Origin of the sequence: Georgenia wutianyii (assembly GCF_006349365.1) — a bacterium.
In the GTDB taxonomy this organism is placed as follows: domain Bacteria; phylum Actinomycetota; class Actinomycetes; order Actinomycetales; family Actinomycetaceae; genus Oceanitalea; species Oceanitalea wutianyii.
On the sequence record NZ_CP040899.1, the window covers coordinates 3,299,607 to 3,325,689 of the forward strand.

The following is a 26,083-nucleotide window of genomic DNA, read 5'->3' on the forward strand; positions in this document are numbered from 1 at the left end:
TCAGGAGGGCTGCGCGCCCGGGCTGACGAGACCGGTCTCGTAGGCGAGGACGACGAGCTGGGCCCGGTCGCGCGCGTCGAGCTTGGCGAGCAGGCGCGACACGTAGGTCCGGGCGGTCGCCGGGGAGAGGTAGAGGACGCGGGCGATCTCCTCGTTGGACAGGCCCCGGCCGACCTGCTCGAGCACCTCGCGCTCCCGGTCGGTGATCCGGCGCAGCAGCGCGTCGTCGACCCGCGCCCGGGGAACCTCGGCGAGGGAGCGCATGACCCGGCGCGTCACCGACGGGGACAGCAGCGCCTCACCCGCGGCGACGACCCGCACGGCCGCACGCAGGTCCACCGGGGAGACGTCCTTGAGGAGGTAGCCGGCCGCCCCGGAGCGGATCGCCTCGACGATGTGCTCGTCCTCGTCGAACGTCGTGAGGACGAGCACCCGGACGTCGCCGAGGTCGCGGTCCGCGACGATCTGGCGGGTCGCCTCGATCCCGTCGACGTCGGGCATCCGGATGTCCATGAGGACGACGTCGGGACGCAGCTCGCGGGCCCGCCACACCCCCGTCCGGCCCGAGTCGGCCTCCCCGACGACGGTGATGTCGCCGTCGTGCTCGACGAGCGTGCGCAGCCCCGTCCGGACGAGCTCCTGGTCATCGACCACCACGACGCGGATCATGTCCCCACCCTCACCGGCAGCCGTGCGCGCACGGCGAAGCCTCCGTCGTCGGACCTGCCGAAGGAGACGCCGCCGCCGAGGGTGACGGCCCGTTCCTCGATGCCGGCCATCCCGGCGCCCGGCCGCAGCGCGTCCCCCGGACCGCAGCCGTCGTCGCACACGGTGAGCTCGAGCCGCCCACCGTCCAGGCCCGCGCGCACGGTGACGCGCGAGGCACCGGAGTGCCGCAGCGCGTTCGTCAGCGACTCCTGGACGATCCGGTAGGCAGCGGCGTCGACGGCGCCGTCGAGCACGCCGCCCGGGACGTCGAGCTCGGCGACGACCTCCACCCCCGTCTCCCGGGCGGCGGAGACGAGGTCGGGAACCCCGGCCAGGCCGAGGGTCGCGAGCTCCGGTCGCCCGCCCGGCGAGCGCAGCACCTTGACCGTCGCCCGCAGCTCGCGCATCGTCGCCGACGTCGTGCGCCCGATCTGGCCGATCGCGCGACGCGCCACGTCCTCGTCCCGGCCGATCGCCTCGGCGGCGACATTCCCGTGCAAGGCGATGACCGACAGTGCGTGCCCGACGACGTCGTGCAGGTCCCGGGCGATGCTCAGCCGCTCCTCGCGCAGCCGCTGCTCCGCCTCACGGGCCTGCTCGGCGAGCACGACCCGGTGCAGCTTCTCCTGGTGGCGACGCGCCTCGCGCCGGGCCCGGATGCTGGCGCCGAGCGTCACCGCCGTCGCGACGAGCGCGACGTTCGTCAGCATCTCGTAGCTCACGAGGTAGTCCAGCGGGCGGCCCTCCTCGACGAGGGCGACGGCGGCGGCCGACACGAGGACCGTGCCCGCCCCGACGGCCCACCGGGTGTGGCCCGCCTCGGCGGCGGAGGCGAGCGCGACCACCGCGGGCAGCGCGATGCCGATCGGCGCGTAGCCGAGGGCGTAGTAGAGGAAGACCCCGAGCACGGTGGCGACGAGGACGGCGCGCGGGGCCTGCCGGCGCGCGAGCACGAGAGCGCCGAAGACGCCGGCGAAGAGGTAGGCGCCGGGGTCGGCGCGCCCGGTCTCGTCGAGGTCGACGGCGATCGTCGCGGCCACCCCGAGGGTCACACCCACGCCGAGGACCGCGTCGACGAGGCGCTGGTCGACGCCGTCGGTGCTCAGCGGCACGCCCACTGACCCAGGGTAGGACCGGCGACGCCTGCGCGGGAGGGGGTGGGCGGCGACGGGCGGGGTCGACCCGGGACGTAGGCCAGTGTCCCCGGGAGGCGACTCCCGCGCGGCGCGGCTGACCTGCCCATATGCTCGGCATCGATGAGCGAGGACGACACCGAGCACCGGCTGGGCGGTTTCGACGCCGCCGGCCGGCGGTGGGTCCTGGCCCTCTTCGCCCTCGGCGGCGCCGTGCTCGGGGTGGGCGTGCCCTTCCTCGCACGGCTGGCCCGCGACCTGCCCTGGATGCCCTTCCAGGGACCGCTGCAGCTCCTCGGCTCCTTCGACCAGGCGTGGCTGGTGTGGCTGCGGCCGGTGCTCGGGCTGCTCGCCGGCCTGGCGCTGGGCGCGTGGGTCATCCTCGACTCCCCGGTCCTGCACGTCGGCGAGCGGCACCTGCGGGTCGAGCGGCGCGGGGCGGTGCAGCGCGTCATCCCGCGCGACAAGGTCGACGCCGTCTACCGCACCGGGTCCAAGGTGGTCGTCCGGTCGGCCTCCGGACGCGAGCTGTTCGCCGGGGACGTCGAGGCGGACGCGCGCGCGGTGCGCGAGGCGTTCCTCGCGCTCGACTACCCGTGGGAAGGTCCCTGAGCCCACCACGCGCCTCACGGCCGGGCCATGAACAGCGTGGGCACGTGCAGCACCCGGTGCTCGTCGACGACCTCGAAGCCGAACCGGCGGTAGAGCCGGGCGGCGGCGGGCCGGTCGGTCTCGAGGTACCCGCTCTCCCCCCGCTCGTCGAGCCGCTCGGTGTACCGGCGCAGCAGCGCGCTGCCCACCCCCTGGCCCCGCGCCGCGTCCGCGACGGCCACCGGCCCGAGGTGGGAGTGCGGGGTGGCCGGGTCCCGGCGGGTCCAGGCGGCGAACCACCGCGCCAGCCGCGGCGCCCTCGCCCCGGCGCGGCCCAGGGCGGGGACGAGGCGGAGCAGCTCGCCGGCCCGCGGCGGGGCGTGGGGCGGGGACAGGTGGGCGGCGAGGCCGACCACCCGCCCGTCGAGACGGGCCGTGAGAACCTCCCGGGAGTCGAGCAGGACGGTGAACACCCGGCGCACGACCTCCACCCGGCGGCCGGGGTCGGGCCCGAGCGCCGCCACGTGCACGGGGTTGTCGCGCATCGCGTGGGCGGCGAGCAGGGCGAGGCCTGCCCGTTCCTCGTCGGTGGCCACGGCCACCGTGACCTGTCGTGTCCGGTCCATGTCCGGCTCCCTCCGTCGTCCGGCCGACGCTAGGTTCCGGCGCCGGGTGGCCACGTCCGCCCGGGGGCGTCGCCGTGGTCCGCGCGGGGCGAACCCCGGTGTCGTCGTCGGTCGACGCCGGGCCGCACCGGCTCCCCACGGCGCGGGCCGGGGGCTACCGTGCTGGCACCGGCCGGAGGGGGGAGGACGTGGACGAGGGGACGGTCCGCGAGGTGCTCGCCGAGCACGGGCTCGCGGCCGGCGTGGTGCGGCCGCTGGGCGGCGGGCTCGACCACGCGACCTTCCTCGTCGACGACGAGCTCGTCGTGCGTCTCGTCCGCGAGGAGGCCGACCGTGCGCGGGTCGTTCCCGAGGCCCGGCTGCTCGCGGCCGTCGCCGGCGCCGTGCCGCTGCCCGTGCCCGAGCCGCTCGTCGTCGACGCCGGACGTGGGTGCCTGGCCTACCGCAGGCTCCCGGGCCGCCCGGTGCTCGGGCTCCCCGGGGTCGCCGACCACGCCGTCGGCCTCGGGGAGGCCCTCGGCCGCTTCCTCGCCGCCCTGCACCGCCTGCCCACGGACCTCGCCGAGCCGGACGACGCGCCGCTGCGCGAGTGGCTCGAGGAGGCCCGCGCCCTCTACCCGGGGATCCGCACCCACGTCCCGGCGCACCACCGGGCGGCGGTGGAGGCGTTCCTCGCCGCGCCCCCGCCCGCCGAGGGCACTGCCCCCGTCCTCACCCACAACGACCTCGGTGCCGAGCACGTCCTCGTCGACGACGCGTGGCAGGTCACCGGGGTCGTCGACTGGGGCGACGCGGCGGTCACCGACCCGGCCCGCGACCTCGGCCTCCTCCTGCGCGACCTCGGACCCCGTGGACTGGACGCCGCGCTCACCGCCTACGGCCCGGGGATCGACGCCGCCGACCTCGAACGCGCCGCCTTCCACGCCAGGTGCGCAACCCTCGCGGACCTCGCCTACGGGCTGGGGTCCGGCCTGACGGACTACACGGCCCAGGCCCTCACCGCGCTCGGCCGGCTCTTCCCCTCGGCCCACGCTGCTGACGGCGGAGACCCGTGACCGGTGTCGGAGGTGGCGCCCAGCCTCACGCCCACACCACACCCGAGAGGGAGGAACCACGATGACCACGCCCCTCACCGACACCGTCCTCGTCCTGGGCGGGACCGGCACCACCGGCAGCCGCGTCGTTGCCGGGCTCCGGGCCGCCGGCGTCCCCGCGCGTGCCGCCGGGCGCCGCACCGAGCCGCCCTTCGACTGGACCGACCCGGGCACGTGGGACGCCGTGCTCGACGGCGTCGGGCGGATGTACCTCCTGCTGCCCGACGACGTCGACCTGCCCGCCGGCTTCCTCGAGCGGGCAGCCGCCGCCGGGGTGCACCGCGTCGTGCTCCACTCCGACCGGGCCGTCGACCTCATGGACGTCACCCGCCTGCAGGAGGCGGAGCGTGCGGTGCGCGCGAGCGGCCTGGGGTGGACGGTCATCCGGCCCGACTGGTTCGCCCAGAACTTCGAGACGTTCTTCCGCGACGCCGTCCTCGAGGGCGAGCTGGCGCTGCCCGTCGGGGACGCCCGCCAGGGCTTCGTCGACGCGCAGGACATCGCCGACGTCGCCGTCCGCGCGCTCACCACCGACGACCACGTCGGGGAGGTGCTTGAGCTCACCGGGCCGCAGGCGCTGTCCTTCGCCGAGGCCGCCGACGTCGTCGGTGCGGCGGCCGGGCGCACCGTGCGCTTCGACGGCACCCCGGAGGCCTACCGCGCGGCGATGGGAGCGGCCGGGCTGCCCCTGGAGGTCGTCGAGGAGCTCGTCACGAGGTTCGGGGCGGTCGCCGCCGCCGGTGACACCACCCCCACGGGCACGGTCGAGCGCGTCCTCGGCCGCCCGGCGCGGTCGCTCGCCCGGTACGCGCAGGAGGCAGCCGCACGGGGCGTGTGGGCCTGAGCGGGGAGCGGCCGGGGAGCTGTCCGCGCCGCCGCCGCCTCAGGACAGGGCGAGCCGGGGCGTCACCGGGGCGGGATCGGTGAGGATCCGGCCGTAGGTGAGGACGTCGACCCGCTCCCCGTCGATGAGGAACTTGCCGCGTTCGCGACCCTCGGGGACGAACCCGGCAGCCACCGCCACCCGGCCCGAGGCGGGGTTGTCGACCCGGTGCCCGAGCTCCAGCCGCTCGCACCCACCCTCCGCCAGCGCCCAGTCCGCCACCGTCGCCACGGCCGCGGCCGTCCAGCCCTTCCCGCGGTGCCGGGCGTGCATCCAGTACCAGACCCACCCGGTGCGGTTCTCCTCGTCGAGGTTGATCCCGACCGCGCCGCACAGGACGTCGTCCTCGCCGGTGACGGCGAAGACCCGGGAGCCCGGCGACGTGCACCGCGTGAGGTAGGCGCTCGCCTCGGCCGCGGTCGTGACCGCGCCCTGCCGGGCCATGTCGGACGAGGAGGCGAAGGCGTCGAGCACCGCGGGCGCGTCACTCGCCCGCACGGGCCTCAGCGTCGGCACCTCAGACGGGCTTCTGGGCCCAGTGGACGGCCATCGTGCCGAACATGTGCAGCCGGTGGCCGATGTCGACGAAGCCGGCGTCGGCGAGCATGTCGTGGATCTGCGCGGGGGTGCGGAACCCGCGGGAGGTGCGCGAGAGGTACTCGTAGGCCTCGGGGTCCTTGGCGATGAGGCGCGCGATCAGCGGCACCACCCAGCGGATGTAGGCCGTGGAGAACGGCCAGAAGACGTTCTTGGGCGCGGGTGACATCTCCAGGGCGGCCATCCAGCCGCCCGGCTTGAGGACGCGGAACTGCTCGGCGAGCGTCGTCGGGATGTCGGTGACGTTGCGCAGCAGGTAGCCGTGGGTGACGGCGTCGAAGGTCGCGTCGGGGAAGGGCAGGTCCATCGCGTCGGCCTGCACCCAGGTGATGCGGTCGCCGCCGGGGCGGGCCTTGCCGATCTCCATCATCCCCGGCGAGATGTCCGCGCCGGTGACCTGCGCGGCGGGCCGGGTGCGCAGCACCTCGAACGCGACGTCGCCGGTGCCGGTCGCGAGGTCGAGGACGACAGGCTCGATCGGCAGCCGAGCCCGCTCGACCGTCCGCCGCACCAGCCGCGGCTCCTGACCCCACGTCATGACGAGGTTCATGAGGTCGTACCGGTCGGCGATGCCGTTGAACATGTCCGCGACCTTGGCGCCATGGGCGTCCTGCGGGGTCGCGGCTCCGTTGTCGTCCTGCGCGCTCACCCGCCCCACGCTACCCGGCCCGGCGCCCTGCCCGGTCCCCGCGGGCCGTCACGGCCCGAGGAAGGCGACGGCGACGAACCGGGTGTCCGTGACGGCGACGAGGTGCCCCGGGGTGTTCACCGGGACGTGGAGGACGTCGCCGGTACGGGCGGCGAGGTCCGCGCGCGTCGTCAGGAGCTCGACATGGCCGTCCACCACCACCCAGATCTCCTCGTCCGCCGCGGCGAGGCCGACCCGGTCACCGGCGCGCAGCAGCCCGGTCCGCACCGCGAGCCCGTCCGCCTCCGGCGCCTCGCCGAGGGTGACGCGGTGGTCCTGCGCCGCGCGAGCCAGAGCTGCGCGCGCCCACGCAGCCACGCGCGTCAGCGGTGTCGTCGTCTGGTCGGGCTCCATCGTCCTCACGTCCTTCCTCGCCGGCCGCCGGCCCGACCGGGCCGACGCGGAGCACGAACGCGCTCTACCCGGGTAGTCGCCCGCGTGCGCCGGTTCGTGAGGTGGCTCAGCCGCCGAGCTCTGGGCCGGCGGCGTCGTCCCGGTGGAGGGTCTCCCGGGCGAACAGCCAGGCGACCGCGGCGAGGACGGTGATGACGCCCGTGACACCGAACGCGGCGCCGTAGCCGAACCGGTCGGCGAGCGCGCCGGCGAGCACCGGGCCGAGGATCGCGCCGGTGTCCTGCGCCATCTGGAAGCCGGCGAACACCTTGCCGCCGCTGCGCTCGTTGCCGACGACGTCGGCGACCGTCGCCTGCTGCGCGGGGTTGAGCAGCCCGGCACCTGCGCCCGCGAGCGCCGAGAGGACGAGGACCGTGCCGATGTCCCCGGCGAGCCCGAGCACGGCGGTGAAGACGCCGTTGACGAGCAGCCCGACGAGGATGAGCGGGCGTCGGCCGCGGGCGTCGGCCAGCCGCCCGGCGGCGTTGAGCGCCAGCGCGTTGCCGACGGCGAAGGCTGCGAGCGCCGCCCCCGCGGACCACGGCCCGGCGTCCAGCGCCGCGGCCGCGAAGAGCGGGACGAGCGCGACCCGCACCCCGAAGCTCGACCAGCCGTTGGCGAACCCGGAGACGAGCGCGGCGCGGAACGCGCTGTCACGCAGCGCCTCGGCGAACACCATCGGCGGCTGCTGCGGCTCGTCCACGGTGCGGGTGGGGCCGGCGCCGGTCTCGGGGAGCAGCCGCCACACGACGCCCGTCGCGAGCACGAGTGCCACCGCGTAGACCATGAACGGGATCCGCAGCCCGAGCTCGGCGAGCACCCCGCCGATGACCGGACCGCCGATGTTCCCCACGAGGAAGGCCGTCGCGTACAAGGAGGCGGCCCGGCCCCGCGCCGTCGGCGGTGCGAGGCGCACGATGAGGCCCATCGCCGAGACGGTGAACATCGTCGACCCGATCCCGCCGAGCCCGCGGAAGACGAGCAGCTGCACGTAGTCCTGCGCGAACGCCGTCGCCAGGCTCGAGACCGCCACGACGAGCAGTCCCGCGAGATACACGCGGCGCTCCCCCAGCCGGGTGATGAGGGCGCCGCCCGCCGGCGCGAAGACCAGCCGGGTGAGGGAGAAGGCGCTGACGACGAACGACGCCGCCGCGACCGACACGTCGAAGGACCGGGCGAACTGCGGCAGGACGGGGGCGACGAGCCCGTAGCCGAGCGCGATGATCAGCGCGGCGCCCGCGAGGACCCAGATCTCCCTCGGGAGCGGCGGGCGGGAGGAGGGTGCGGAGGACATCGCCCGCCAGTATCCCCCGCGCCCCGGCGCGTGGTCCGGCCGGGCGGGTGTCCGCCTCCCCCACCCGGAGGGTCGCAGGGGCTCAGCCTCCGCGGGTCACGGGGTGGGCATCCCGCCGGTGACGGCGAGCGTCTCCCCCAGGACGTAGCTCGACTCGGGCGAGGCGAGGAAGACGTAGGCGGGGGCGAGCTCGGTGGGCTGCCCGGCGCGGCCGAGCGGCGTGCTCTTGCCGAACTCCGGCAGGTCCTCGACCGGCTGGCCGTGGGAGGGCTGCAGCGGCGTCCAGATCGGCCCGGGGGCGACGGCGTTGACCCGGATCCCCTTGGGGGCGAGCTCCTGGGCCAGGCCCTTGGTGAAGTTGTTGATCGCGGCCTTCGTCGAGGCGTAGTCGAGCAGCGGCGGGGGCGGCTGGTAGGCGACGACGGACGTGGAGTTGATGATCGCCGAGCCCGGGGGCAGGTGCGGCAGGGCGGCCTTGGTCACCCGGAAGGTCGCGAGGACGTTGGCCTCGAAGGTCTGGACGATCTGCTCGTCCGGGGTCTCCTCGAGGCTGTCGTTGGCGATCTGCTTGGCCGCGTTGTTCACGAGGATGTCGAGCCCGCCGAGCTCGGCGACCGTACGTTCGACGATGCCGCTGCACAAGGCCGGGTCCGTGAGGTCACCGGGCAGCTTGACCGCCCTGCGCCCGGACTCGGTGATGATCCGGACGACCTCGTCGGCGTCCTTCTCCTCCTCGGGCAGGTAGCTGATGGCGACGTCGGCGCCCTCGCGGGCGAAGGCCACGGCCACCGCCGCGCCGATCCCGGAGTCCCCGCCGGTGACGAGCGCGCGGCGCCCCTCGAGGCGGCCGGTGCCGCGGTAGGAGAACTCCCCGATGTCCGGCTTGGGCGTCATCTCGGCCTGCAGGCCGGGTTCCGCCTGCACCTGCTCCGGCGGGGTGATCTCCGGGTAGCGGGTCACGGGGTTCTGGAACGTCAGCTGGTCGGTGCGGGTCGTGTCGGCGTCATCAGCGGCCACAGGTCACTCTCCTTGCCGTCGGGGAAGCCTCAAGTCTGCGCAAGCCTCCACCCGCCCGCATCCGGAGCCACCCGGTCCCCGGTTCCCGCGCCACCCGCCGAGAGCGGGGCGGGCGGGTGGGGATTTGCGCGGCGCGCGCGTGCGGGTGGTCCCCTGGGGCGGGCCCTTGGTCACGGGTCGGGGGCGTTCGGCCGGTCTACCGTGGAAGGACAGCGGCAGAGTCGTCGCAGGGCGACCCTGCCGACCGTCGAGGTCTCGAGGTCTGCTGTGGACACAACGCGAGAACACGCACGCTCCCGGGGGAAGGCACGGGCGGTCCTCGCCGGTGCGCTCGCCCTCCTGATCACCCTCTTCGGCCCAGCGGCACAGGCCGCGGCGCAGGACCATCCGCGCGGGGAGATCGACCTCGTGCTGCCCGACCTCGGCGCGGCGACGCTCGTCGGCGGGATGTCGGGGACCACGCTCCTCGCCGTCGGCCTGCTCGTGTGCGCCCTGGGCATGACGTTCGGCGCGGTCGTCTACCTCCAGCTGCGAAGGCTGCCCGAGCACCCGTCGATGGGTGCGGTCGCCTCGCTCATCTACACGACGTGCAAGGCCTACCTCGTCCAGCAGGGCCGCTTCCTCCTCCTCCTGTGGAGCTTCATCGCCGCCGTCATCGTCGTGTACTTCGGGCTGCTGGTCGACCTGCCGTGGGGCCGGGTGGCCGTCGTCGTCGCGTTCAGCCTCGTCGGCATGGCCGGCTCCTACTCGGTGGCCTGGTTCGGGATCCGCGTCAACACCCTGGCCAACTCCCGCACGGCCTTCGCCGCGCTCACCGGTCGCCCGCTGCCGGTGCACCGCATCCCGATGAAGTCGGGCATGTCGATCGGCATGGTGCTCATCAGCCTCGAGCTCATGCTCATGCTCGTCATCATGCTGTTCCTCCCGGCGGACATCGCCGGCGCGTGCTTCATCGGCTTCGCCATCGGTGAGTCGCTCGGTGCGGCGGCGCTGCGGATCGCCGGCGGCATCTTCACCAAGATCGCCGACATCGGCTCCGACCTCATGAAGATCGCGTTCAAGATCAAGGAGGACGACGCCCGCAACCCCGGCGTCATCGCCGACTGCACGGGCGACAACGCGGGCGACTCGGTCGGCCCGAGCGCCGACGGGTTCGAGACGTACGGCGTCACCGGCGTCGCGCTCGTCACCTTCGTCATCCTCGCCGTCGCCGACCCGACGATGCAGGCGACGCTGCTCGTGTGGATCTTCGCGGTGCGGATCATGATGGTCCTCACCTCGGCGTTCAGCTACCTCGTCAACGACGCGCTCGTGCGGGCCCGGTACGCCCACGCCGACCGGATGGACTTCGAGAAGCCGCTCACCACCCTCGTGCGGATCACCTCGGTGGTCTCCATCCTCGCGACGTTCGCGGTGAGCTGGGCGGTCCTCTCCCCGCTCGGCGCCGGCGCCCTGTGGTGGCAGCTCGCGCTCATCGTCTCCCTCGGCACCTTCGCCGGGGCGCTCATCCCCGAGGTCGTGCGCGCCTTCACCTCGACGAGCTCGCGGCACGTGCGCGAGGTCGTGAAGAGCTCGCGGCAGGGCGGCGCGTCGCTCAACATCCTCTCCGGGCTCGTCGCCGGCAACTTCTCCGCCTACTGGCTGGGGATGGTCGTCGTCTCCCTCATGGGCGGTGCCTACCTCGTCGCCGAGCAGGGCCTGGGTGACCACATGGTGGCCCCGGCGGTCTTCGCCTTCGGCCTCGTCGCCTTCGGCTTCCTGTCCCTCGGCCCGGTGACGATCGCCGTCGACTCCTACGGCCCGGTCACCGACAACGCGCAGAGCGTCTACGAGCTGTCGACGATCGAGGACCTGCCCGGGGTGGAGGAGGAGATCCGCCGCGAGCACGGCTTCACGGTCCGCTGGGAGCGGGCCAAGCAGATGCTCGAGGAGAACGACGGCGCGGGCAACACGTTCAAGGCGACCGCCAAGCCCGTGCTCATCGGCACCGCGGTGGTCGGCGCCACGACCATGATCTTCTCCATCATCATGGCCCTCACCGACGGCCTCACGACCGGGCTGGAGAGCCTCTCGCTGCTCCACCCGCCGTTCCTGCTCGGCCTCATCGCGGGCGGCGCGGTCGTCTACTGGTTCACCGGGGCCTCGATCCAGGCGGTGACGACGGGCGCCTACCGCGCGCTGGAGTTCATCCGCCGCACCATCCGGCTCGACGCCGGCGCGACGCGGGCGAGCGACGCCGACTCCCGCAAGGTCGTGGAGATCTGCACGCAGTACGCGCAGAAGGGCATGCTCAACATGTTCCTCGGCGTGTTCTTCGCGACGCTGTCCTTCGCCTTCCTCGAGCCCTACTTCTTCATCGGCTACCTCATCTCGATCGCCCTCTTCGGGCTCTTCCAGGCGATCTTCATGGCCAACGCGGGCGGGGCGTGGGACAACGCGAAGAAGATCGTCGAGGTCGACCTGCACGCCAAGGGCACCGCGCTGCACGACGCGACGGTCGTCGGCGACACGGTGGGCGACCCGTACAAGGACACCTCGTCGGTGGCGCTCAACCCGGTCATCAAGTTCACCACCCTCTTCGGCCTCCTCGCCGTCGAGCTCGCGGTCTCCCTCACCGCCCAGGGCCACCAGACCCTCGTCCTCGTCCTCGCCGGGGCGTTCTTCGCCGCCGCGACGGTGTTCGTCCTGCGCTCCTTCTACGGGATGCGGATCGGGCAGTCCCTGACCGGCGACGACCAGGCCGAGGAGCCGCCCGCGCCGCCGCAGGGCGACGGTGACGCCGAGCCGGCCGAGCCGGCGCGGGACGCCCTCGCAAGCAGGTGAGCCGGCCGTGGGCGTCGTCGTCCGCCTGAGCAGCGTCCGCGTCGAGGACGGTCGGGTCGTCGGCCACGACGCGGGCGCCACGCTCGTGCGCCGGCTGCTGCGCGTGTTCCCCGGCTCCCAGGTGATCGGTCCGGTCGCCCAGGAGTGCGACGGGTTCTCGGTCGTCCCGCTGGAGGACGTGTGGGGCGCCGTCGTCGTCAACATGGACGTCATCGACTCCCCGAGCCTGTGGCACACGCTGCGGCTGCGCGACCCTGACCCGCAGATCATGAACTTCGTGTGGTGGCACCCCTCGCGGTACGAGCACCGGGTCGAGACGGCGTGCCTCGCGCTGTCCTGCGCGCTGTTCCCGACGTTCTGCAACTCCGAGCGGACGGCCACCGAGGTCCGCGAGACCGTGGCGGCGTGGACGGCCCCGCACCTGTACGAGCGCGCCCGCACCGCGTGGGTCAACCTCGGCGTGCGGCTCGACCACGCGCAGCCGCGGGAGGAGCCGGCGGTGCCCGTCGTCCTCTACCCGGCGATCTCGCTGGACAAGCGCAAGCGCCCGGACCTCTTCCTGCACGTCGTGGAGCGGGTCGCGGCGCGCACCCCCGTCCGCGTCGAGGCGCGGCTGGAGGAGTCCCAGCTCGTCGAGGAGCCGGCACTGGCCCTGTCCGGTCGCGAGTGGGCGTGGGTGGGGCCGCTCACCGCGAGCCGCGCGACGTACTGGGAGCACCTCGCCCGCACGACGGCGTTCCTCGCCACCGCGTGGGAGGAGTCCTACGGGCTCGCCTACGTCGAGGCGCTCGTCGCGGGGGCGGTGGGCGTCTTCCCCGACCGGCCGTGGGTGCGGGGCGTCGTCCCGCCGAGCTACCCGTTCGTCTACCGGGACGCCGACGAGGCCGAGGACATGCTCCACCGGGCGGTGACCGACACCGCGGCCTGCCGCCGCGAGCTCGACCGCGCCGCCGGCGGGGACTTCCAGGGCTGGCTGCGCGCCCGGCACGACGACGACGCCTTCGACCGCGCGGTGCGGTACTGGGTGCGTCAGTGGTTCGGCGTGCCGGTCGAGCCGCTCAGCGGGCCCGCGCGGCCGTGAGCGCGTCCGCCGCGCGCGGTCACGGCGGGGCGGGTCATCCGCCGATGGCCTCGACGACGGCGGAGAACACCCGGGGCAGGCGCTGGGCGGCGGGCACGAGCAGCGGCCGCGCCGGGGAGCCGCCGACGGCGAGCAGCGCCCGGGTGAGGACGCGGTGGCGGCGCACGACCCGCCGCCATGCCCGCTCGTAGCCCGGCAGGTCCCCGGAGACGAGGTGGTCGACCGCCGCGCGCGCCTGGGCGAGGGCGAGGCTGATCCCCTCGCCGGTGAGCGCGTCGACGTACCCGGAGGCGTCACCGACGAGCAGCACCCGCCCGGCCACGCGCCGGCGTGACTCCTGGCGCAGGGGACCGGCACCGCGCACGGTGGAGGTGGCGACGGCCCCGGCGAGCCGCTCGAGCAGCTCGGGGAAGGCGGCGAGGTGCTCCTCGTACGGCGCGCGCCTCGTCGTGAGGACGGCGACGCCCACCTCCTCCTCCCCCACCGGCGTCACGTAGGCCTCGGCGTGCTCGGCCCAGTGCACCTCGACGTGGTCGGTCCACGGGGCGAGGCGCACGTGGCGGCGCAGGCCGTAGCGCGCCGGGCCGCGGGTGGCGGCGTCGAGGCCGAGGGCGCGCCGCAGCGGGGAGTGCAGGCCGTCGGCGGCGACGACGTACCCGGCGGGCAGGCCGTCGACGAGGACCCCGCCGCGCTGCTGCTCGACCCGCTCCACGCGGGCCTGCTCCACCGGGATCCCGGCGGCGCGCACGGCCTCGCGCAGCGCGGCGTGCAGCTCGGTGCGGCGCACCCCGCGCCCGGGCGGGCCGCGGAAGCGCGTCGCGGCGCTGCGGCCGGGGGCGCAGTAGCGGATGCCGACGATCTCCCGCCCGGCGGGCCGCACGCCGAGCGCCTCGAGATGGGCGACGCCGGCGGGCATGACGCCCTCCCCGCACGCCTTGTCGACGACGCCCGCGCGCGGGTCGCGCACGAGCACCGACAGGCCCGCCGCGCGGGCGTGGAGGGCGGTGGCGAGGCCCGCCGGGCCGCCACCGGCGACGACGACGTCGACCGCGTGCGTGCTCGCGATCACGTGGGCCTCCTCTGGTCCGGCGCGCCCACGGTCTCATATCCTCGAAGGGCTGGCCGATCAGGCAGGGGACAGCTCCGCCCGACCCGGGGAGACCCTGTGAGACGCCGCCGGACCCGACTCCTCCCCCGCGCCCTCGCCGTGGGCGCCGTCGTCCTGGTCGCGCTCGGTCTGCTCGCCGGGCCCGGCGGTGCCGCCACCGTGGGTGCCGGGCCGCAGGCCCTGTCCGTCGTCGAGGAGGACGCCGCCCGGTTCGAGGACCGCATCCTCCAGCTCCTCAACGCCGACCGCGTCGAGCGCGGGCTGCGGCCGGTCCAGCGTGCCGTCGAGCTCGACGTCGTCGCCCGAGCGTGGTCGGCGCAGATGGCGCGCGTGGACACGATGTCCCACAACCCGCACTACACGCGGGAGATGCCGGCGGGGTGGCAGCGGGCCGGGGAGAACGTCGCGATGGGCTACCTCACCCCGGAGAACATGTACCGGGGCTGGTTCAACTCCCCCGGACACCAGCGCACGATGTTCCACCCCGACCACACCCACGTGGGCATCGGCATCGCCTACGCCCGGGGTGGTGGGATCCTCATCCCCTACGGCACGCAGAACTTCGGCGCCTACCCCGGGCTCACGCTGACCCAGACCCGGGCGCTGCCCGCCGACACCGCGCAGATCGACGACGGCGGGACCGGGGGCAGCGGGGCCGAGTACCACCTCGGCTACGACGGCACCGCCGAGCACGTCTTCCGGTACGGGAACGCCGGTGGCCGCACGTACGTCGGGGACTGGGACGGGAACGTCACCGACACCCTCGCCTCCCGGATCGGGAGCACCTTCCACGTCCGGGACTCCAACAGCTCCGGCAACGCCACCCGGGTGGTCACCTACGGGCGGCCTAATGACCGGGTCTACGTCGGGGACTGGGACGGGGACGGCAAGGACACCTTCGCCGTGCGCCGCGGGAACGTCTACCACGTGAAGAACACGCTGACCGGCGGCCCGGCCGACCACGTCATCGCCTACGGCCGCGCCGACGACGCCGTCCTGGTCGGGGACTGGGACGGGGACGGCAAGGACACCTTCGCCGTGCGCCGCGGCAGCGTCCACCACGTGAAGAACACGCTCTCCGGCGGCCCGGCCGACCAGGTCGTCGCCTACGGCCGCGCCGCGGACGACGTCTACGTGGGCGACTGGGACGGGGACGGCAAGGACACCTTCACGGTGCGGCGCGGGCGCACCTACTTCGTCGCCAACGCCATCCGCGGCGGCAACGCCGACCACACGCTCACCTACGGCCGCGAGCGGGACACGACGCTCGTCGGGGACTGGTCCGGGCGGGGCCGGGACGGGCTCGGGATCCGCCGCTGAGCGACCCTCAGCGGGCCGACCGGTCCGCGGCGGGCGGCACCGCGCCCTCCAGCGCGACGTTCTCCGTCCGGATCCGCACGGAGAGCAGGAAGGCGTTGGCGACGGTGAAGACGAGCGCGGTCACCCAGGCGCTGTGGACGAGCGGGAGGGCGAACCCCTCGACGACGACGGCGACGTAGTTCGGGTGGCGCAGCCACCGGTAGGGGCCGCGCGCGACGAGCGGGAGGTCGGGCACGACGATGACCCGGGTGTTCCACCGCGGCCCGAGGGTGGCGATGCACCACCAGCGCAGCACCTGGGCGCCGAGCGCGAGCGCGAGCATCGGCCAGCCGAGGGCGGGCAGGAACGGCGGGTCGGCCGCCCACACCTCGACGAGACAGCCGACGAGCAGGCCGGTGTGGAGGACGACCATGACCGGGTAGTGCCCGGCGCCGGTCTCCCGGCCGCCACGGGCGAAGGCCCAGCGGGCGTTGCGCTGGGCGACGACGAGCTCGGCGAACCGCTCGAGGGCGACGAGCCCGATGAGGACGGTGAAGAGCACCTGGGAGGTCAACGTGCCTCCAGCAGGACCATCTCGAGGCTGAAGCCCGGGCCCATCGCCATCATGAGGCCCATGCTGCCCGGGGCGGGCGCGGCGTCGAGGGCAGCGCGCAGGATGTGGAGCACCGATGCCGAGGAGAGGTTGCCGACGTCGCGCAGGGACTCCGTGGTCAGCGCGAGCGCCTCGCGGGGCAGGCCGAGCGTCTCGGCGAGCGAGCCGATGACCTTGGGCCCGCCGGGGTGGCACACCCACCAGCCGACGTCCTCGATGCCCAGGCCGTGCCCGGCGAGGAACGCGGCGACGTCCGCGCCGACGTTGTCGCGGACGAGGTCGGGGACCTCGGCGCCGAGGACGATCCGCAGCCCGCTGGAGCGTACGTCCCAGCCCATGACGGCCTCGGTGCCGGCGTAGAGCCGGCTCGCGGAGGCCACCACCCGCGGCGGCGCGCCGCCCCCGCCACGACCAGCGGCCCCCACCCGGCCACCGCTTTCGCCGACAGCCGGGTCGTGCCCGCCGGCGAGCGGGTGGTCGCGCCCGACGGCGACGACCGCGCCCGCCCCGTCCCCGAACAGGCCGCTCGCCACGAGGTTGGCCCCGGAGCTGTCCCCGCGCTGGACGGTGAGGGAGCACAGCTCCACGCTCACCAGCGCCGCCACACCGCGCGGCCGCCCCTCGAGGAAGTCGTGCAGCCGCCCCGTCCCGGCGGCCCCGGCCATGCAGCCCAGGCCGACGATCGGCACGCGCACGACGTCGGCGCGCAGCCCGAGCCGAGCGGCGATGCGAGCCTCGAGCGACGGGACGGCGAGCCCGGTGATCGTCGTGGAGATGACGAGGTCGAGGTCCTCGGGCCGCAGCCCGGCGCGCTCGAGCGCGCCGGACAGGGCCCGCGCGCCGAGGTCGACGGCGGCGGCGATGAACGCGTCGTTCGTCTGCCCGAAGTCGAGCAGCCCGGCGTACTGCTCGATCGGCAGGGCGAGGTAGCGGTGGTCCACCTCGCAGCCCGCGTGGATGCGGCGCAGGAGCCGCTCGCCGCGCTCGTCGAGCCCGATGAGGTCGACCAGGGCGTCGGTGAGCTCCTCCTGGCGGTAGTGGTGAGTGGGCAGGACCGGCTCGACGGCGAGCAGGGACGTCATCTGGCGAGCGTACGTGCCGCCGGCGCGTCCGGCGCAGCGAAACAGGCACCCGCCTCCGCCCGGGCCACGTAGCCTCGGCCCGTGCGTACCGTCCTCGCGCTCGTGCGCGCCTCGCACGCCCCGCCGACCGTCGTCGTCACGGCGCTGGCCGTCCTCCTCGCCGTCGAGGCGGGTCTCGCGCCGGCCCGCACGCTGCTCGTCGGGCTCGCGGTCCTCACCGGCCAGCTGACCATCGGGTGGTCCAACGACCTGCTCGACGCCGGTCGGGACCGGGCCGTGGGCCGGGCCGACAAGCCCCTCGCGACCGGGGACCTCGGCACGCGGACGCTGCGGTCCGCGCTCGCCGTCGCCGTGGTCGCCTCCCTCGCGCTGTCGCTCGCGCTGGGCTGGTGGGCGGCGCTGGCCCACCTCCTCGTCGTCGGCTCCGGCTGGGCCTACAACCTCGGGCTCAAGTCCACCGTCCTCTCCTGGGCCCCCTACGCGCTCGCCTTCGGCGCGCTGCCCGCGGTCCCCTGGCTCGCGCTCGACCCGCCGGCCCTGCCGCCGTGGTGGATGCTCGCGGTCGGGGCGCTGCTCGGCGTCGGCGCGCACGTCGTCAACGTCCTGCCCGACCTCGCCGACGACGACGCCACCGGGGTGCGCGGGCTCCCCCACCGGCTGGGGGCACGGGTGGCGGGCGTGCTCGCCGTCGCGGTCCTCCTCGCCGGGACGGCGGTCGCGGTGCTCGGCCCTGCCGGGCCGGTGCCCGCGTGGGGCTGGCTCGTCCTCGCCGCCGCGGGCGTGCTCGCCGTCGGCTCGCTCGGGCGCCCGGGACGGGCGCCCTTCCACGCGGCGCTCGTCATCGCGCTCGCCAACGTCGTCGTCCTCCTCGTCCGGGCCGGCTGAGCCGTCCGGCTGACGACCGGCCGCCCGGCGCCACCCGGCCGGTCCAGTACCCTCCGCCCAACGCGACCACGCGTTCCGAGGACCCGAGGAAGGACTCCCGCGATGAAGCGCTCCCCCCTGGCGGTCGCCGCCCTGGCCGCCGTTGCCCTCACCCTGGCCGCCTGCGGCACGGAGGAGGAACCCGGCGCGGACCCGGGAGCCGGCGGCGACGAGAGCCGCACCTACTCCATCGGGATCACCCAGATCGCGACGCACCCCTCCCTCGACGCCGCCCGCGAGGGCTTCAAGGCGGCGATCGAGGAGGCCGGGCTCACCGTCGAGTGGGACGAGCAGAGCGCCCAGGGCGACATGGCGACGGCGACGTCCATCGCCAACACCTTCGCCGCCGCGGACCACGACCTCGTGCTCGCCATCGCGACGCCGACGGCGCAGGCCACCGCCCAGGCGATCACCGACGTGCCGATCCTCATCACCGCGGTCACCGAGCCCGAGGGCGCGGGCCTCGTCGACAGCTGGGACGAGCCCGGCGGCAACCTCACCGGCACGAGCGACCTCAACCCGGTGCGCGACCAGCTCGGCCTCATCACCGAGCTCCGCCCGGACGTGGGATCCGTCGGCATCGTCGCGAGCTCGGGCGAGGTGAACTCCGAGATCCAGATCGACCTCGCCCGCGAGGCCGCCGCCGAGCTCGGCTTCGAGATCGAGGTCGCGATGGTGACGAACTCCGCCGAGGTCCAGCAGGCCGCCGAGTCCCTCGACGTCGACGCGTTCTTCATGCCGACCGACAACACCGTCGTCTCGGCCTTCGAGTCCCTCCTCCAGGTCGCCGAGGCCAAGGGCGTCCCGCTCGTGTCCGCCGACGGTGAGAGCGTCGAGCGCGGCGCCGTCGCGACCTACGGCGTGGACTACGAGCTCCTCGGCCGCCAGACCGCGGACATGGCGCTGCGGGTGCTGCTCGACGGCGCCGACCCGGCGACGATGCCGATCGAGACGCAGTCCGAGCTGCTCCTCTTCGTCAACCCGGCAGCCGCCGAGCGGATGGGCGTGGCGCTGCCCGCCGACCTGCTCGAGGCCGCGGACGTCGTCGTCGAGTAGTCGGGACACCCGGGACCTCCGGCCCGCTCCCGGGGCCGGAGGTCGGGGTGTCATGGTCGAGAGGTGATCAGCAGCATGAAGGTCCTCGTCGTCTACGAGTCCCACTTCGGCAACACCGGCCGCGTCGCGCGCGCCCTCGCCGAGGGCATGCGGGGTGCCGCGGACGTCGAGGTGCTCGACATCGAGCACGCCCCTCCGGTCTCCGAGCTCACCGCCGACCTCCTCGTCCTCGGCGCCCCCACTCACGTGCTCGGCCTCAGCCGGCCGGACTCGCGCCGCGAGGCGCTCGAGCGCGCCGGACTGCCCGACGAGTCGCGCAAGGGCATGCGCGAGTGGGTCGAGCAGGCCGACGAGCTCATGCCGCCGGTCGCCGTCTACGACACCCGCACCCTGGAGGCCAAGCTCCCGGGGAGCGCGGCGCGCGCCCTCGTCCGGCGGCTGCGCCGCCGCGGGGTGCCCGTCACGCTGCCCCCGGAGAACTTCGCCGTCCACGGCGTCGAGGGTCCCCTCGCGCCCGGTGAGGAGGAGCGGGCCGTGGAGTGGGGCCGCGAGCTGCTTCGCCACGCCCGTGAGCACCTCGCCGGCTGAGCACCAGCCCTCCAGCGACGTGAGGACCGCGACGCGCGACCACCGCCCGCAGGTGCCCGTGAGACGCCGTTCTCGACCTGCGGGACGTCAAGTACCCTCCATGGCACCCACGACCTGCGCTCAAGGAAGGACCCCGATGACGCGCTCATCCCTCCGGCTCACCGGAGCCACCCTGGCCGTGTCCGCCCTCGTCCTCGCCGGCTGCGGCAGCGAGACGAGCCCGGGCACCGGGTCCGGGACGGGCAGCGACTCGGGCGACACGTACTCGGTCGGCATCACCCAGCTCGTCTCCCACCCCTCCCTCGACGCCGCACGCGAGGGATTCAAGGCCGCCCTCGCCGACGCCGGGCTCGAGGTCGAGTACGACGAGCAGAGCGCGCAGGGCGACCAGGCCACCGCGACCTCGATCGCCACCACCTTCGCCTCGGCCGACCACGACCTCGTCCTCGCCATCGCGACGCCGACGGCGCAGGCCACCGCCCAGGCGATCACCGACGTCCCGGTCCTCGTCACCGCCGTCACCGAGCCGCAGGAGGCCGGGCTGGTCGACAGCTGGGACGCCCCGGGCGGCAACGTCACCGGCACGAGCGACCTCAACCCCGTCGCGGAGCAGCTCGAGCTCCTCACCGAGCTCGCCCCCGACGCCGAGACGGTCGGGATCGTGCACTCCTCCGGAGAGGTGAACTCCGAGGTCCAGGTCGAGCTCGCCCGCGAGGCGGCCGCCGATCTCGGCCTCACCATCGAGGTCGCGACGGTGACGAACTCCGGGGAGGTGCAGCAGGCCGCCGACTCCCTGGACGTCGACGCCTTCTACGTCCCGACGGACAACGCGGTCGTCTCCGGGATCGAGTCGCTCCTCCAGGTCGCCGAGACGAAGTCGCTGCCGGTCGTCTCCGCCGAGGGGGACACGGTCGACCGCGGGGCGATCGCCACCTACGGGATCGACTACGAGCAGCTCGGCTACCAGACCGGTGAGATGGCCGCGCGCATCCTCCTCGAGGGCGCCGACCCCGCCGAGATGCCGATCGAGCAGCAGAGCGACTTCCTCCTCATCGTCAACCCGGCCGCCGCCGAGCGCATGGGCGTGGAGCTCCCCGCCGAGCTGCTCGAGCGGGCCGACAAGGTCATCGAGTAGGCACCGGCCATGTTCGGAGCAGTCGAGCTCGGCCTCGTCTACGCGGTGATGGCGCTGGGGGTCTACCTCACCTTCCGCATCCTCAACTTCCCCGACCTCACCGTCGACGGCAGCTTCACCACGGGCGCCGCCACGGCAGCCGTCCTCATCACGGCGGGGACCTCCCCGCTGCTCGCCACCCTGGCCGGCGCCGCCGCGGGACTTGCCGCGGGCGTGGTCACCGGGCTGCTCCACACCAAGGGCGGCATCAACCCGCTGCTGGCAGGCATCCTCACCCAGATCGGGCTCTACTCGATCAACCTGCGGATCATGGACGGCGCGAACGTCCCGCTGCTGCGGCAGGACACCCTCATCACCCCGCTCCGGGAGAACGGCCTGCTCGGCGGGGCCGCGGCGATCGCGATCTTCGGCGCGCTGGCGATCCTCGTCAAGATCGCCCTCGACTGGTTCCTCCACACCGACACCGGCCTCGCGCTCCAGGCGACGGGCGACAACGAGGCGATGATCCGCAGCTTCGGGGTCAACACCGACCGGACGAAGATCGTCGGCCTCGCGCTGTCGAACGGGCTCGTGGGGCTGTGCGGCGCGCTCATCGCCCAGTACCAGGGCTTCGCGGACATCTCCATGGGGATCGGCCTCATCATCGCGGGCCTCGCCTCGGTCATCCTCGGCCAGGCGGTCTTCGGCTCTCGCGTCATCATCGTCTCCACCCTCGCCGTCGTCCTCGGCTCGGTGCTCTACCGGGTGACCATCCAGATCGCGCTCCAGGCGGGCCTGGACCCCAACGACATGAAGCTCGTCTCCGCCGTCCTCGTCGTCATCGCGCTCGTGCTCCCGCGCTGGGGCGTCTTCCGGCGGGTGGGGGCGCTGCGCTCGTTGCGGCGCACGGCGGCGACGACGACGGGAGGCCAGTGACATGCTCTCCATCACGTCCGTGAGCAAGACGTTCTTCCCCGGCACGCCGAACGAGCGCGTCGCGCTCGACGACATCAGCCTCGACCTCGCCACCGGGGAGTTCACCACCGTCATCGGCTCCAACGGCGCCGGGAAGTCGACGCTGCTCAACATCGTCGCCGGGCGGATCACCCCCGACCGCGGCTCCGTCGTCGTCGACGGCGAGGACGTCACCCGGCTGCCCGACTACCGCCGGGCCCGCCACCTGGGCCGGGTCTTCCAGGACCCGCTCGCGGGCACCGCCCCGGACATGACGATCGAGGAGAACCTCGCCATCGCCTACGCCCGCGGCAAGCGGCGCGGGCTGCGGCTCGGGGTGACGCGGGACAAGCGCGAGCTCTTCCGCCGCGAGCTCGCCTCGCTCGAGCTCGGCCTGGAGAACCGGCTGCGCCTCAAGGTCGGGCTGCTGTCCGGCGGGCAGCGCCAGGCCCTGTCCCTCCTCATGGCGACGTTCAGCGAGCCGAAGATCCTCCTGCTCGACGAGCACACCGCGGCGCTGGACCCCCAGCGCGCCGACCTCATCACCCGGCTCACCGCCGAGGCCGTCGAGCGCCACCACCTCACCACGCTCATGGTCACCCACAACATGGACCAGGCCCTGCGGGTGGGCACGCGGCTCATCATGATGCACGAGGGCCGGGTGGTCGTCGACATCTCCGGCGAGCGCAAGCGCAGCGCGACCGTCCAGGACCTCCTGCGCGCCTTCGAGCAGGTCAAGGGCGCCGAGCTGGACGACCGCACGCTCCTGCAGTAGCCCTCAGAGGGGGTCGGTGACGTCGGCGACCTGGGCCCCCAGCGCGTGGACGAGGGCCACGGCGTCCACCGTCGCCGCGACGCCGTGCGCGCCGGCACCGATGGACACCGTGCCACGCACGTGGCTGTCGGCGACGACCGGCCACGCGTGGGTCGCCCCGAAGGGCGTGATGGTGCCGCGCTCGTAGCCGGTGACCTCCTTGGCCGTCGCGGCGTCCGGCAGGGACAGCCGGTTGACCCCGAGCAGGGTCCGGAGCTTGGGCCAGGAGATCGTCCGGTTGCCCGGGACGAGGACGAAGAGGTAGTCCTCGGCCGCGCGGCGCACGACGATCGTCTTGACGAGCGCACCCGGTGGTACGCCCCGGGCGGCGGCCGCCTCCTCCAGGCTGTCGACGGGTCCGTGCCGGGTGAGGAGGTGCTCGAGCCCGGCGGCCGTCATCGCCGCCGTGGCCGTCGTCTCGTCAGGACTCACTTCTCCGCCGGGATCGTCCGGGGCAGACGGCCCGCCGGCCGTGGCGCCCGCCCGGGCGGCTGGGTGGGGGCCGGGAGCAGCGGCACACGCTCGCGCATCGGCCGGATGACCGGGTGCCCCGTCCGCACGGTGACGTCCTCGTCGTAGATGCGGACGTCGAGCTCGCCGGCCTCCCCGAGCAGCGTGCACGTGACGGTCTCGTGGGTGGCCTCGACCTTGATCGGCGTGCCGTGCCACAGGATGCGGAAGGACAGCCGCCGCACGGAGTCCGGGAGCGCGGGCGACACCTGGGGCCGGGAGTTGTGGTCGCGCAGGCCGCCGAAGCCGTCGACGAGGGCGCTCCAGGTGCCGGCGAGCGAGGCGATGTGCAGCCCCTGGCTCGTGTTGCCCTGGAGGTCGCGCAGGTCGACGAGCGCCGTCTCGTGGAGGTAGGCGTGCGCGAGGTCGAGGTGCCCGACCTCCGCGCAGACGACCGCCTGGGTGGTGGCCGACAGCGAGGAGTCGCGCACCGTCCGGCGCTCGTAGTAGTCGAGGTTGCGCGCCTTCTCCTCGGGGGTGAACATCCTGCCCCGCCAGTGGAGCGCGAGGACGAGGTCCGCCTGCTTGATCACCTGGGTGCGGTAGAGCTGGAAGTACGGCGCGTGGAGCATGAGCGGGTACTGCGTGCCGCTGTCGAAGTCCCACTCGGCATACGTCGTGAACTGCTCGCACTGCGGATGGACGCCGAGGGTCTCGTCGTAGGGCACGTGGACCGCGTCGGCGGCGGTCCGCCAGGCGGCACGCTCGTCCTCGGTCACCCCGTGCGCCGCGGCGACCTCCGGGTGGCGTCCGCACGCGTTGTCGGCGACCCGCAGGTTGAGGGCCGCCATGAGGTTGGTGAAGACGTTGCAGTCGATGACCGCGGTGTACTCGTCCGGGCCGGTGACGCCCTGGATGTGCCAGACGCCGTCGCGGTCGTGGTGGCCGAGGGACATCCACAGCCGGGCCGTCTCGATGTGCACCTCGGCGCCGCACTCGCGCTCGAGGCTGTCGTCCCCGGTGACGAAGCGGTAGGCCTCGAAGGCGCGCACGATGTCGGCGTTGACGTGGAACGCAGCCGTCCCGGCCGGCCAGTAGGCGGAGGTCTCCTCACCCCGGATGGTGCGCCACGGGAAGGTCGCCCCCTTCAGCCCGAGGGTCCTGGCACGCGCCCGTGCCAGCGGCAGGGTCGAGGCCCGCCAGCGCAGCGCGTGGGCGGCGGCCTCCGGGGCGGTCATGATGAGCACCGGCATGACGAAGCCCTCGATGTCCCAGAAGGTGTGGCCGTCGTAGCCGGTCCCGGTGAGCCCCTTGGCGCCGATCGCCCGGCCCTCGGTGCGGGCGCCGGCCTGGAGCAGCTCGAAGAGGCTGAACCGGATGGCCTGCTGGAGGATCGGGTCGCCCTCGACCTCGACGTCCGCCACGCTCCAGAAGTCGTCGAGGTACTGACGCTGGTCGCGCAGCAGCGTGTCCCACCCGGCGTAGCGGGCGCTCGTGAGCGCGGCCGCCACCTGGTCGCGCACGGCGTGCAGGCTGCGCGTCGCCGACCACCCGTAGGCGAGGTGCTTGACCACGCGCAGCGTCTGCCCGGCCTCGAGCACGGTGACGACGCTCGTGCGCGCCCAGTCCTCCCGGGCCTCGTGCTCCACCTCGTACTGGTTGGGGCACTCGATGTCGTGGTCCATGCCGGCGCCCATCGTCAGCTCGGAGGCGCGCGTGCGGTGGAGGAGGACGACACCGTCCTGCTCGACGTCCTGGGCGATCGGGACGAGGGGGTCGCGCAGGGCCGCGGCGACCCGGGGGTCGTCCCCGGGGTGGTCCGGCGGCTCCTCGTTCGCGACGAGCATCGACTGGACGATGATGCGGGTGCGCCCGTCCACCGGCTCGACCTCGTAGTCGATGGCGGCGACGGCCCGGTGGGTGAAGGACACCATCCGGGTGGAGCGGACGATGATCCGCCGTCCGGCGGGGGAGATCCACTCGGTCACCCGCCGCAGGGTGCCTGCGCGGAGGTCGAGCACCCGCTCGTGGGAGACCACCTCGCCGTAGCGCATGTCGAAGGGCTCGTCGTCGACCAGCAGGCGGATGAGCTTGCCGTTGGTGACGTTGACGATCGTCTGCCCCGACTCGGGGTAGCCGTAGCCGGCCTCCGCGTACGGGAGCGGGTGCTCCTCGAAGAAGCCGGCGAGGTAGGTGCCGTGCTGGGCGGCCGGCTCGCCCTCGTCGAGGTTCCCCCGCAGACCGAGGTGCCCGTTGGACAGGGCGAAGAGCGACTCGAGCTGGCCGAGGTACTCCCCGTGCTCCCCCTGCTCGCGCAGGCACCAGGGCTCGACTGGCAGCGCCGGAGTGGTCACAGCAGCTCCTCCAGGTCGGTGACGACGACGTCGGCGCCCTGCTCGCGCAGGGCCTCGCCCTGACCGAGCCGGTCGACCCCGACGACGTACCCGAAGTGCCCGGCGTGGCCCGCGGCGACCCCGGCGAGCGCGTCCTCGAACACGGCTGCCTCGGCGGGCGGGACGCCCATCCGCCGGGCGGCCTCGAGGTACGTGTCCGGCGCCGGCTTGCCCGGCAGCCCGAGCGCGTGGGCGAGGGACCCGTCGACCAGGACGTCGATCTGCGACTCGAGCCCGGTGACGTCCAGGACGAGCGCGGCGTTGGCGCTGGAGGAGACGACGGCGCAGGGCAGCGACCGTGCGCGAGCCTCCTCGAGGTAGCGCCGGGACCCCGGGAAGACCTTGACGCCCTCGTCCCGCATGAGCTGCAGGACGCGTTCGTTCTTCCGGTTGCCGATGCCGTTGAGCGTCTCGCGCTCGGGACCGTCCGTCGGGGTGCCGGTGGGCAGCGTGATGTCACGGCTGCCGAGGAAGTCGCGGACGCCGTCGACGCGCCGCTTGCCGTCGACGTAGCGCGCGTAGTCGGCCACCGGGTCGAAGGGGACGTACTCCTCGTGCACCCGCTCGGCGTGGTCGCGGAGGAAGGCGTCGAAGGTCTCCTTCCACGCCCGGACGTGGAGCTCCGCCGTCTCCGTGAGCACGCCGTCGAGGTCGAAGAGGAGCACCCTCACGGTGTCGGGAAGTCCGAGCACGTCGTCTCCGTTCGTCGTCTCGGGTCCCAGCCGCGGACCCCGCCCGCCCATTGTGACCCCCGTCACCC

Annotated in this window: 26 protein-coding genes; 12 read left to right on the top strand and 14 right to left on the bottom strand. The window is 74.2% G+C overall.

What is annotated here, in order from left to right:
* The gene (locus tag FE251_RS14620) at positions 1 to 669 is read right to left on the bottom strand and encodes a response regulator (RefSeq protein ID WP_139949137.1); all 669 of its coding nucleotides are present in this window, start codon (positions 667 to 669) and stop codon (positions 1 to 3) included.
* Positions 666 to 1,820 (bottom strand): sensor histidine kinase, encoded by a 1,155-nt coding sequence (locus FE251_RS14625; RefSeq protein ID WP_230976453.1) that lies wholly within the window; start codon positions 1,818 to 1,820, stop codon positions 666 to 668. Before FE251_RS14625 ends, FE251_RS14620 begins: the two co-directional genes overlap by 4 nt.
* A gap of 144 nt (positions 1,821 to 1,964) precedes the next feature.
* Between FE251_RS14625 and FE251_RS14630 the strand changes: the two genes are divergently transcribed.
* A complete protein-coding gene (locus tag FE251_RS14630) occupies positions 1,965 to 2,453 on the top strand; it encodes a YqeB family protein (protein WP_139072372.1) in 489 nt (162 codons plus the stop codon).
* A gap of 14 nt (positions 2,454 to 2,467) precedes the next feature.
* On the opposite strand, the gene FE251_RS14635 is transcribed toward FE251_RS14630, so the two are convergent.
* The gene (locus FE251_RS14635) at positions 2,468 to 3,058 is read right to left on the bottom strand and encodes a GNAT family N-acetyltransferase (protein WP_139072371.1); all 591 of its coding nucleotides are present in this window, start codon (positions 3,056 to 3,058) and stop codon (positions 2,468 to 2,470) included.
* 188 nt (positions 3,059 to 3,246) lie between these two features.
* On the opposite strand from FE251_RS14635, the gene FE251_RS14640 reads away from it, so the two are divergent.
* Both FE251_RS14640 and FE251_RS14645 read left to right on the top strand, forming a co-directional pair.
* Positions 3,247 to 4,113, top strand: a complete 867-nt coding sequence (locus tag FE251_RS14640) for a phosphotransferase family protein (protein ID WP_223147548.1) — start codon at positions 3,247 to 3,249, stop codon at positions 4,111 to 4,113.
* 61 nt (positions 4,114 to 4,174) lie between these two features.
* On the top strand, positions 4,175 to 4,996 hold the full coding sequence (locus tag FE251_RS14645; protein ID WP_139949139.1) for an NmrA family NAD(P)-binding protein: 822 nt from the start codon (positions 4,175 to 4,177) through the stop codon (positions 4,994 to 4,996).
* A 39-nt stretch (positions 4,997 to 5,035) separates the two neighbouring features.
* On the opposite strand, the gene FE251_RS14650 is transcribed toward FE251_RS14645, so the two are convergent.
* The 5 genes from FE251_RS14650 to FE251_RS14670 form a co-directional block, all read right to left on the bottom strand.
* A complete protein-coding gene (locus FE251_RS14650) occupies positions 5,036 to 5,533 on the bottom strand; it encodes a GNAT family N-acetyltransferase (RefSeq protein WP_230976454.1) in 498 nt (165 codons plus the stop codon).
* A 19-nt stretch (positions 5,534 to 5,552) separates the two neighbouring features.
* A complete protein-coding gene (locus tag FE251_RS14655) occupies positions 5,553 to 6,281 on the bottom strand; it encodes a ubiquinone/menaquinone biosynthesis methyltransferase (RefSeq protein ID WP_230976455.1) in 729 nt (242 codons plus the stop codon).
* A gap of 48 nt (positions 6,282 to 6,329) precedes the next feature.
* On the bottom strand, positions 6,330 to 6,674 hold the full coding sequence (locus tag FE251_RS14660; protein WP_139072368.1) for a hypothetical protein: 345 nt from the start codon (positions 6,672 to 6,674) through the stop codon (positions 6,330 to 6,332).
* A 106-nt stretch (positions 6,675 to 6,780) separates the two neighbouring features.
* Positions 6,781 to 8,007, bottom strand: coding sequence for an MFS transporter (locus FE251_RS14665; RefSeq protein ID WP_139949141.1), 1,227 nt, complete (start codon positions 8,005 to 8,007; stop codon positions 6,781 to 6,783).
* 96 nt (positions 8,008 to 8,103) lie between these two features.
* Entirely contained in the window at positions 8,104 to 9,024 is a 921-nt protein-coding gene (locus FE251_RS14670) for an SDR family oxidoreductase (protein WP_139949142.1), read from the bottom strand.
* Positions 9,025 to 9,291: 267 nt separating this feature from the next.
* On the opposite strand from FE251_RS14670, the gene FE251_RS14675 reads away from it, so the two are divergent.
* Positions 9,292 to 11,847: a sodium-translocating pyrophosphatase gene (locus FE251_RS14675; RefSeq protein WP_139949143.1), complete on the top strand. Its 2,556-nt coding sequence runs from the start codon at positions 9,292 to 9,294 to the stop codon at positions 11,845 to 11,847.
* 7 nt (positions 11,848 to 11,854) lie between these two features.
* On the top strand, positions 11,855 to 12,928 hold the full coding sequence (locus FE251_RS14680; RefSeq protein WP_139072364.1) for a glycosyltransferase family protein: 1,074 nt from the start codon (positions 11,855 to 11,857) through the stop codon (positions 12,926 to 12,928).
* A 34-nt stretch (positions 12,929 to 12,962) separates the two neighbouring features.
* Here the strand turns inward: FE251_RS14680 and FE251_RS14685 are convergent, their stop codons facing one another.
* Positions 12,963 to 13,997 carry an NAD(P)/FAD-dependent oxidoreductase gene (locus FE251_RS14685; protein WP_230976456.1) on the bottom strand — a complete coding sequence of 345 codons (1,035 nt, stop codon included), beginning with the start codon at positions 13,995 to 13,997 and terminating at the stop codon, positions 12,963 to 12,965.
* A gap of 96 nt (positions 13,998 to 14,093) precedes the next feature.
* Here FE251_RS14685 and FE251_RS15595 point away from each other — a divergent pair, with 96 nt between their 5' ends.
* Positions 14,094 to 15,356 carry a CAP domain-containing protein gene (locus tag FE251_RS15595; RefSeq protein ID WP_168202754.1) on the top strand — a complete coding sequence of 421 codons (1,263 nt, stop codon included), beginning with the start codon at positions 14,094 to 14,096 and terminating at the stop codon, positions 15,354 to 15,356.
* Positions 15,357 to 15,363: 7 nt separating this feature from the next.
* Here FE251_RS15595 and FE251_RS14695 read toward each other — a convergent pair whose 3' ends face one another.
* Together FE251_RS14695 and FE251_RS14700 are read right to left on the bottom strand one after the other, a co-directional pair.
* A complete protein-coding gene (locus FE251_RS14695) occupies positions 15,364 to 15,909 on the bottom strand; it encodes an isoprenylcysteine carboxyl methyltransferase family protein (protein ID WP_139072362.1) in 546 nt (181 codons plus the stop codon).
* Complete coding sequence (locus FE251_RS14700) at positions 15,906 to 17,030, bottom strand: type III polyketide synthase (RefSeq protein ID WP_139072361.1); 1,125 nt, start codon at positions 17,028 to 17,030, stop codon at positions 15,906 to 15,908. The genes FE251_RS14695 and FE251_RS14700 overlap by 4 nt, the downstream gene beginning before the upstream one ends.
* 81 nt (positions 17,031 to 17,111) lie before the next feature.
* On the opposite strand from FE251_RS14700, the gene FE251_RS14705 reads away from it, so the two are divergent.
* From FE251_RS14705 to FE251_RS14730, 6 genes are all read left to right on the top strand, one after another.
* Positions 17,112 to 17,915, top strand: a complete 804-nt coding sequence (locus FE251_RS14705) for a UbiA family prenyltransferase (RefSeq protein ID WP_139949144.1) — start codon at positions 17,112 to 17,114, stop codon at positions 17,913 to 17,915.
* Between the two features lie 102 nt (positions 17,916 to 18,017).
* Positions 18,018 to 19,010, top strand: coding sequence for an ABC transporter substrate-binding protein (locus FE251_RS14710; protein ID WP_139949145.1), 993 nt, complete (start codon positions 18,018 to 18,020; stop codon positions 19,008 to 19,010).
* A gap of 63 nt (positions 19,011 to 19,073) precedes the next feature.
* The gene (locus FE251_RS14715; RefSeq protein WP_218013650.1) at positions 19,074 to 19,598 is read left to right on the top strand and encodes a flavodoxin family protein; all 525 of its coding nucleotides are present in this window, start codon (positions 19,074 to 19,076) and stop codon (positions 19,596 to 19,598) included.
* A gap of 136 nt (positions 19,599 to 19,734) precedes the next feature.
* Positions 19,735 to 20,733 carry an ABC transporter substrate-binding protein gene (locus tag FE251_RS14720; protein ID WP_139949146.1) on the top strand — a complete coding sequence of 333 codons (999 nt, stop codon included), beginning with the start codon at positions 19,735 to 19,737 and terminating at the stop codon, positions 20,731 to 20,733.
* A 9-nt stretch (positions 20,734 to 20,742) separates the two neighbouring features.
* A complete protein-coding gene (locus FE251_RS14725; RefSeq protein WP_139072357.1) occupies positions 20,743 to 21,648 on the top strand; it encodes an ABC transporter permease in 906 nt (301 codons plus the stop codon).
* Between the two features lies 1 nt (position 21,649).
* Positions 21,650 to 22,441 (top strand): ABC transporter ATP-binding protein, encoded by a 792-nt coding sequence (locus tag FE251_RS14730; protein WP_139072356.1) that lies wholly within the window; start codon positions 21,650 to 21,652, stop codon positions 22,439 to 22,441.
* Between the two features lie 3 nt (positions 22,442 to 22,444).
* Here the strand turns inward: FE251_RS14730 and FE251_RS14735 are convergent, their stop codons facing one another.
* From FE251_RS14735 to FE251_RS14745, 3 genes are read right to left on the bottom strand one after another with little or no spacing between them, the layout of a single operon-like run.
* Positions 22,445 to 22,879 (bottom strand): aminoacyl-tRNA deacylase, encoded by a 435-nt coding sequence (locus tag FE251_RS14735; protein ID WP_139072439.1) that lies wholly within the window; start codon positions 22,877 to 22,879, stop codon positions 22,445 to 22,447.
* Positions 22,880 to 22,908: 29 nt separating this feature from the next.
* Positions 22,909 to 25,284 (bottom strand): glycoside hydrolase family 65 protein, encoded by a 2,376-nt coding sequence (locus FE251_RS14740; RefSeq protein ID WP_139949147.1) that lies wholly within the window; start codon positions 25,282 to 25,284, stop codon positions 22,909 to 22,911.
* The gene (locus FE251_RS14745) at positions 25,281 to 26,066 is read right to left on the bottom strand and encodes an HAD family hydrolase (RefSeq protein ID WP_139072438.1); all 786 of its coding nucleotides are present in this window, start codon (positions 26,064 to 26,066) and stop codon (positions 25,281 to 25,283) included. Before FE251_RS14745 ends, FE251_RS14740 begins: the two co-directional genes overlap by 4 nt.
* Between the last annotated feature and the right edge of the window lie 17 nt (positions 26,067 to 26,083).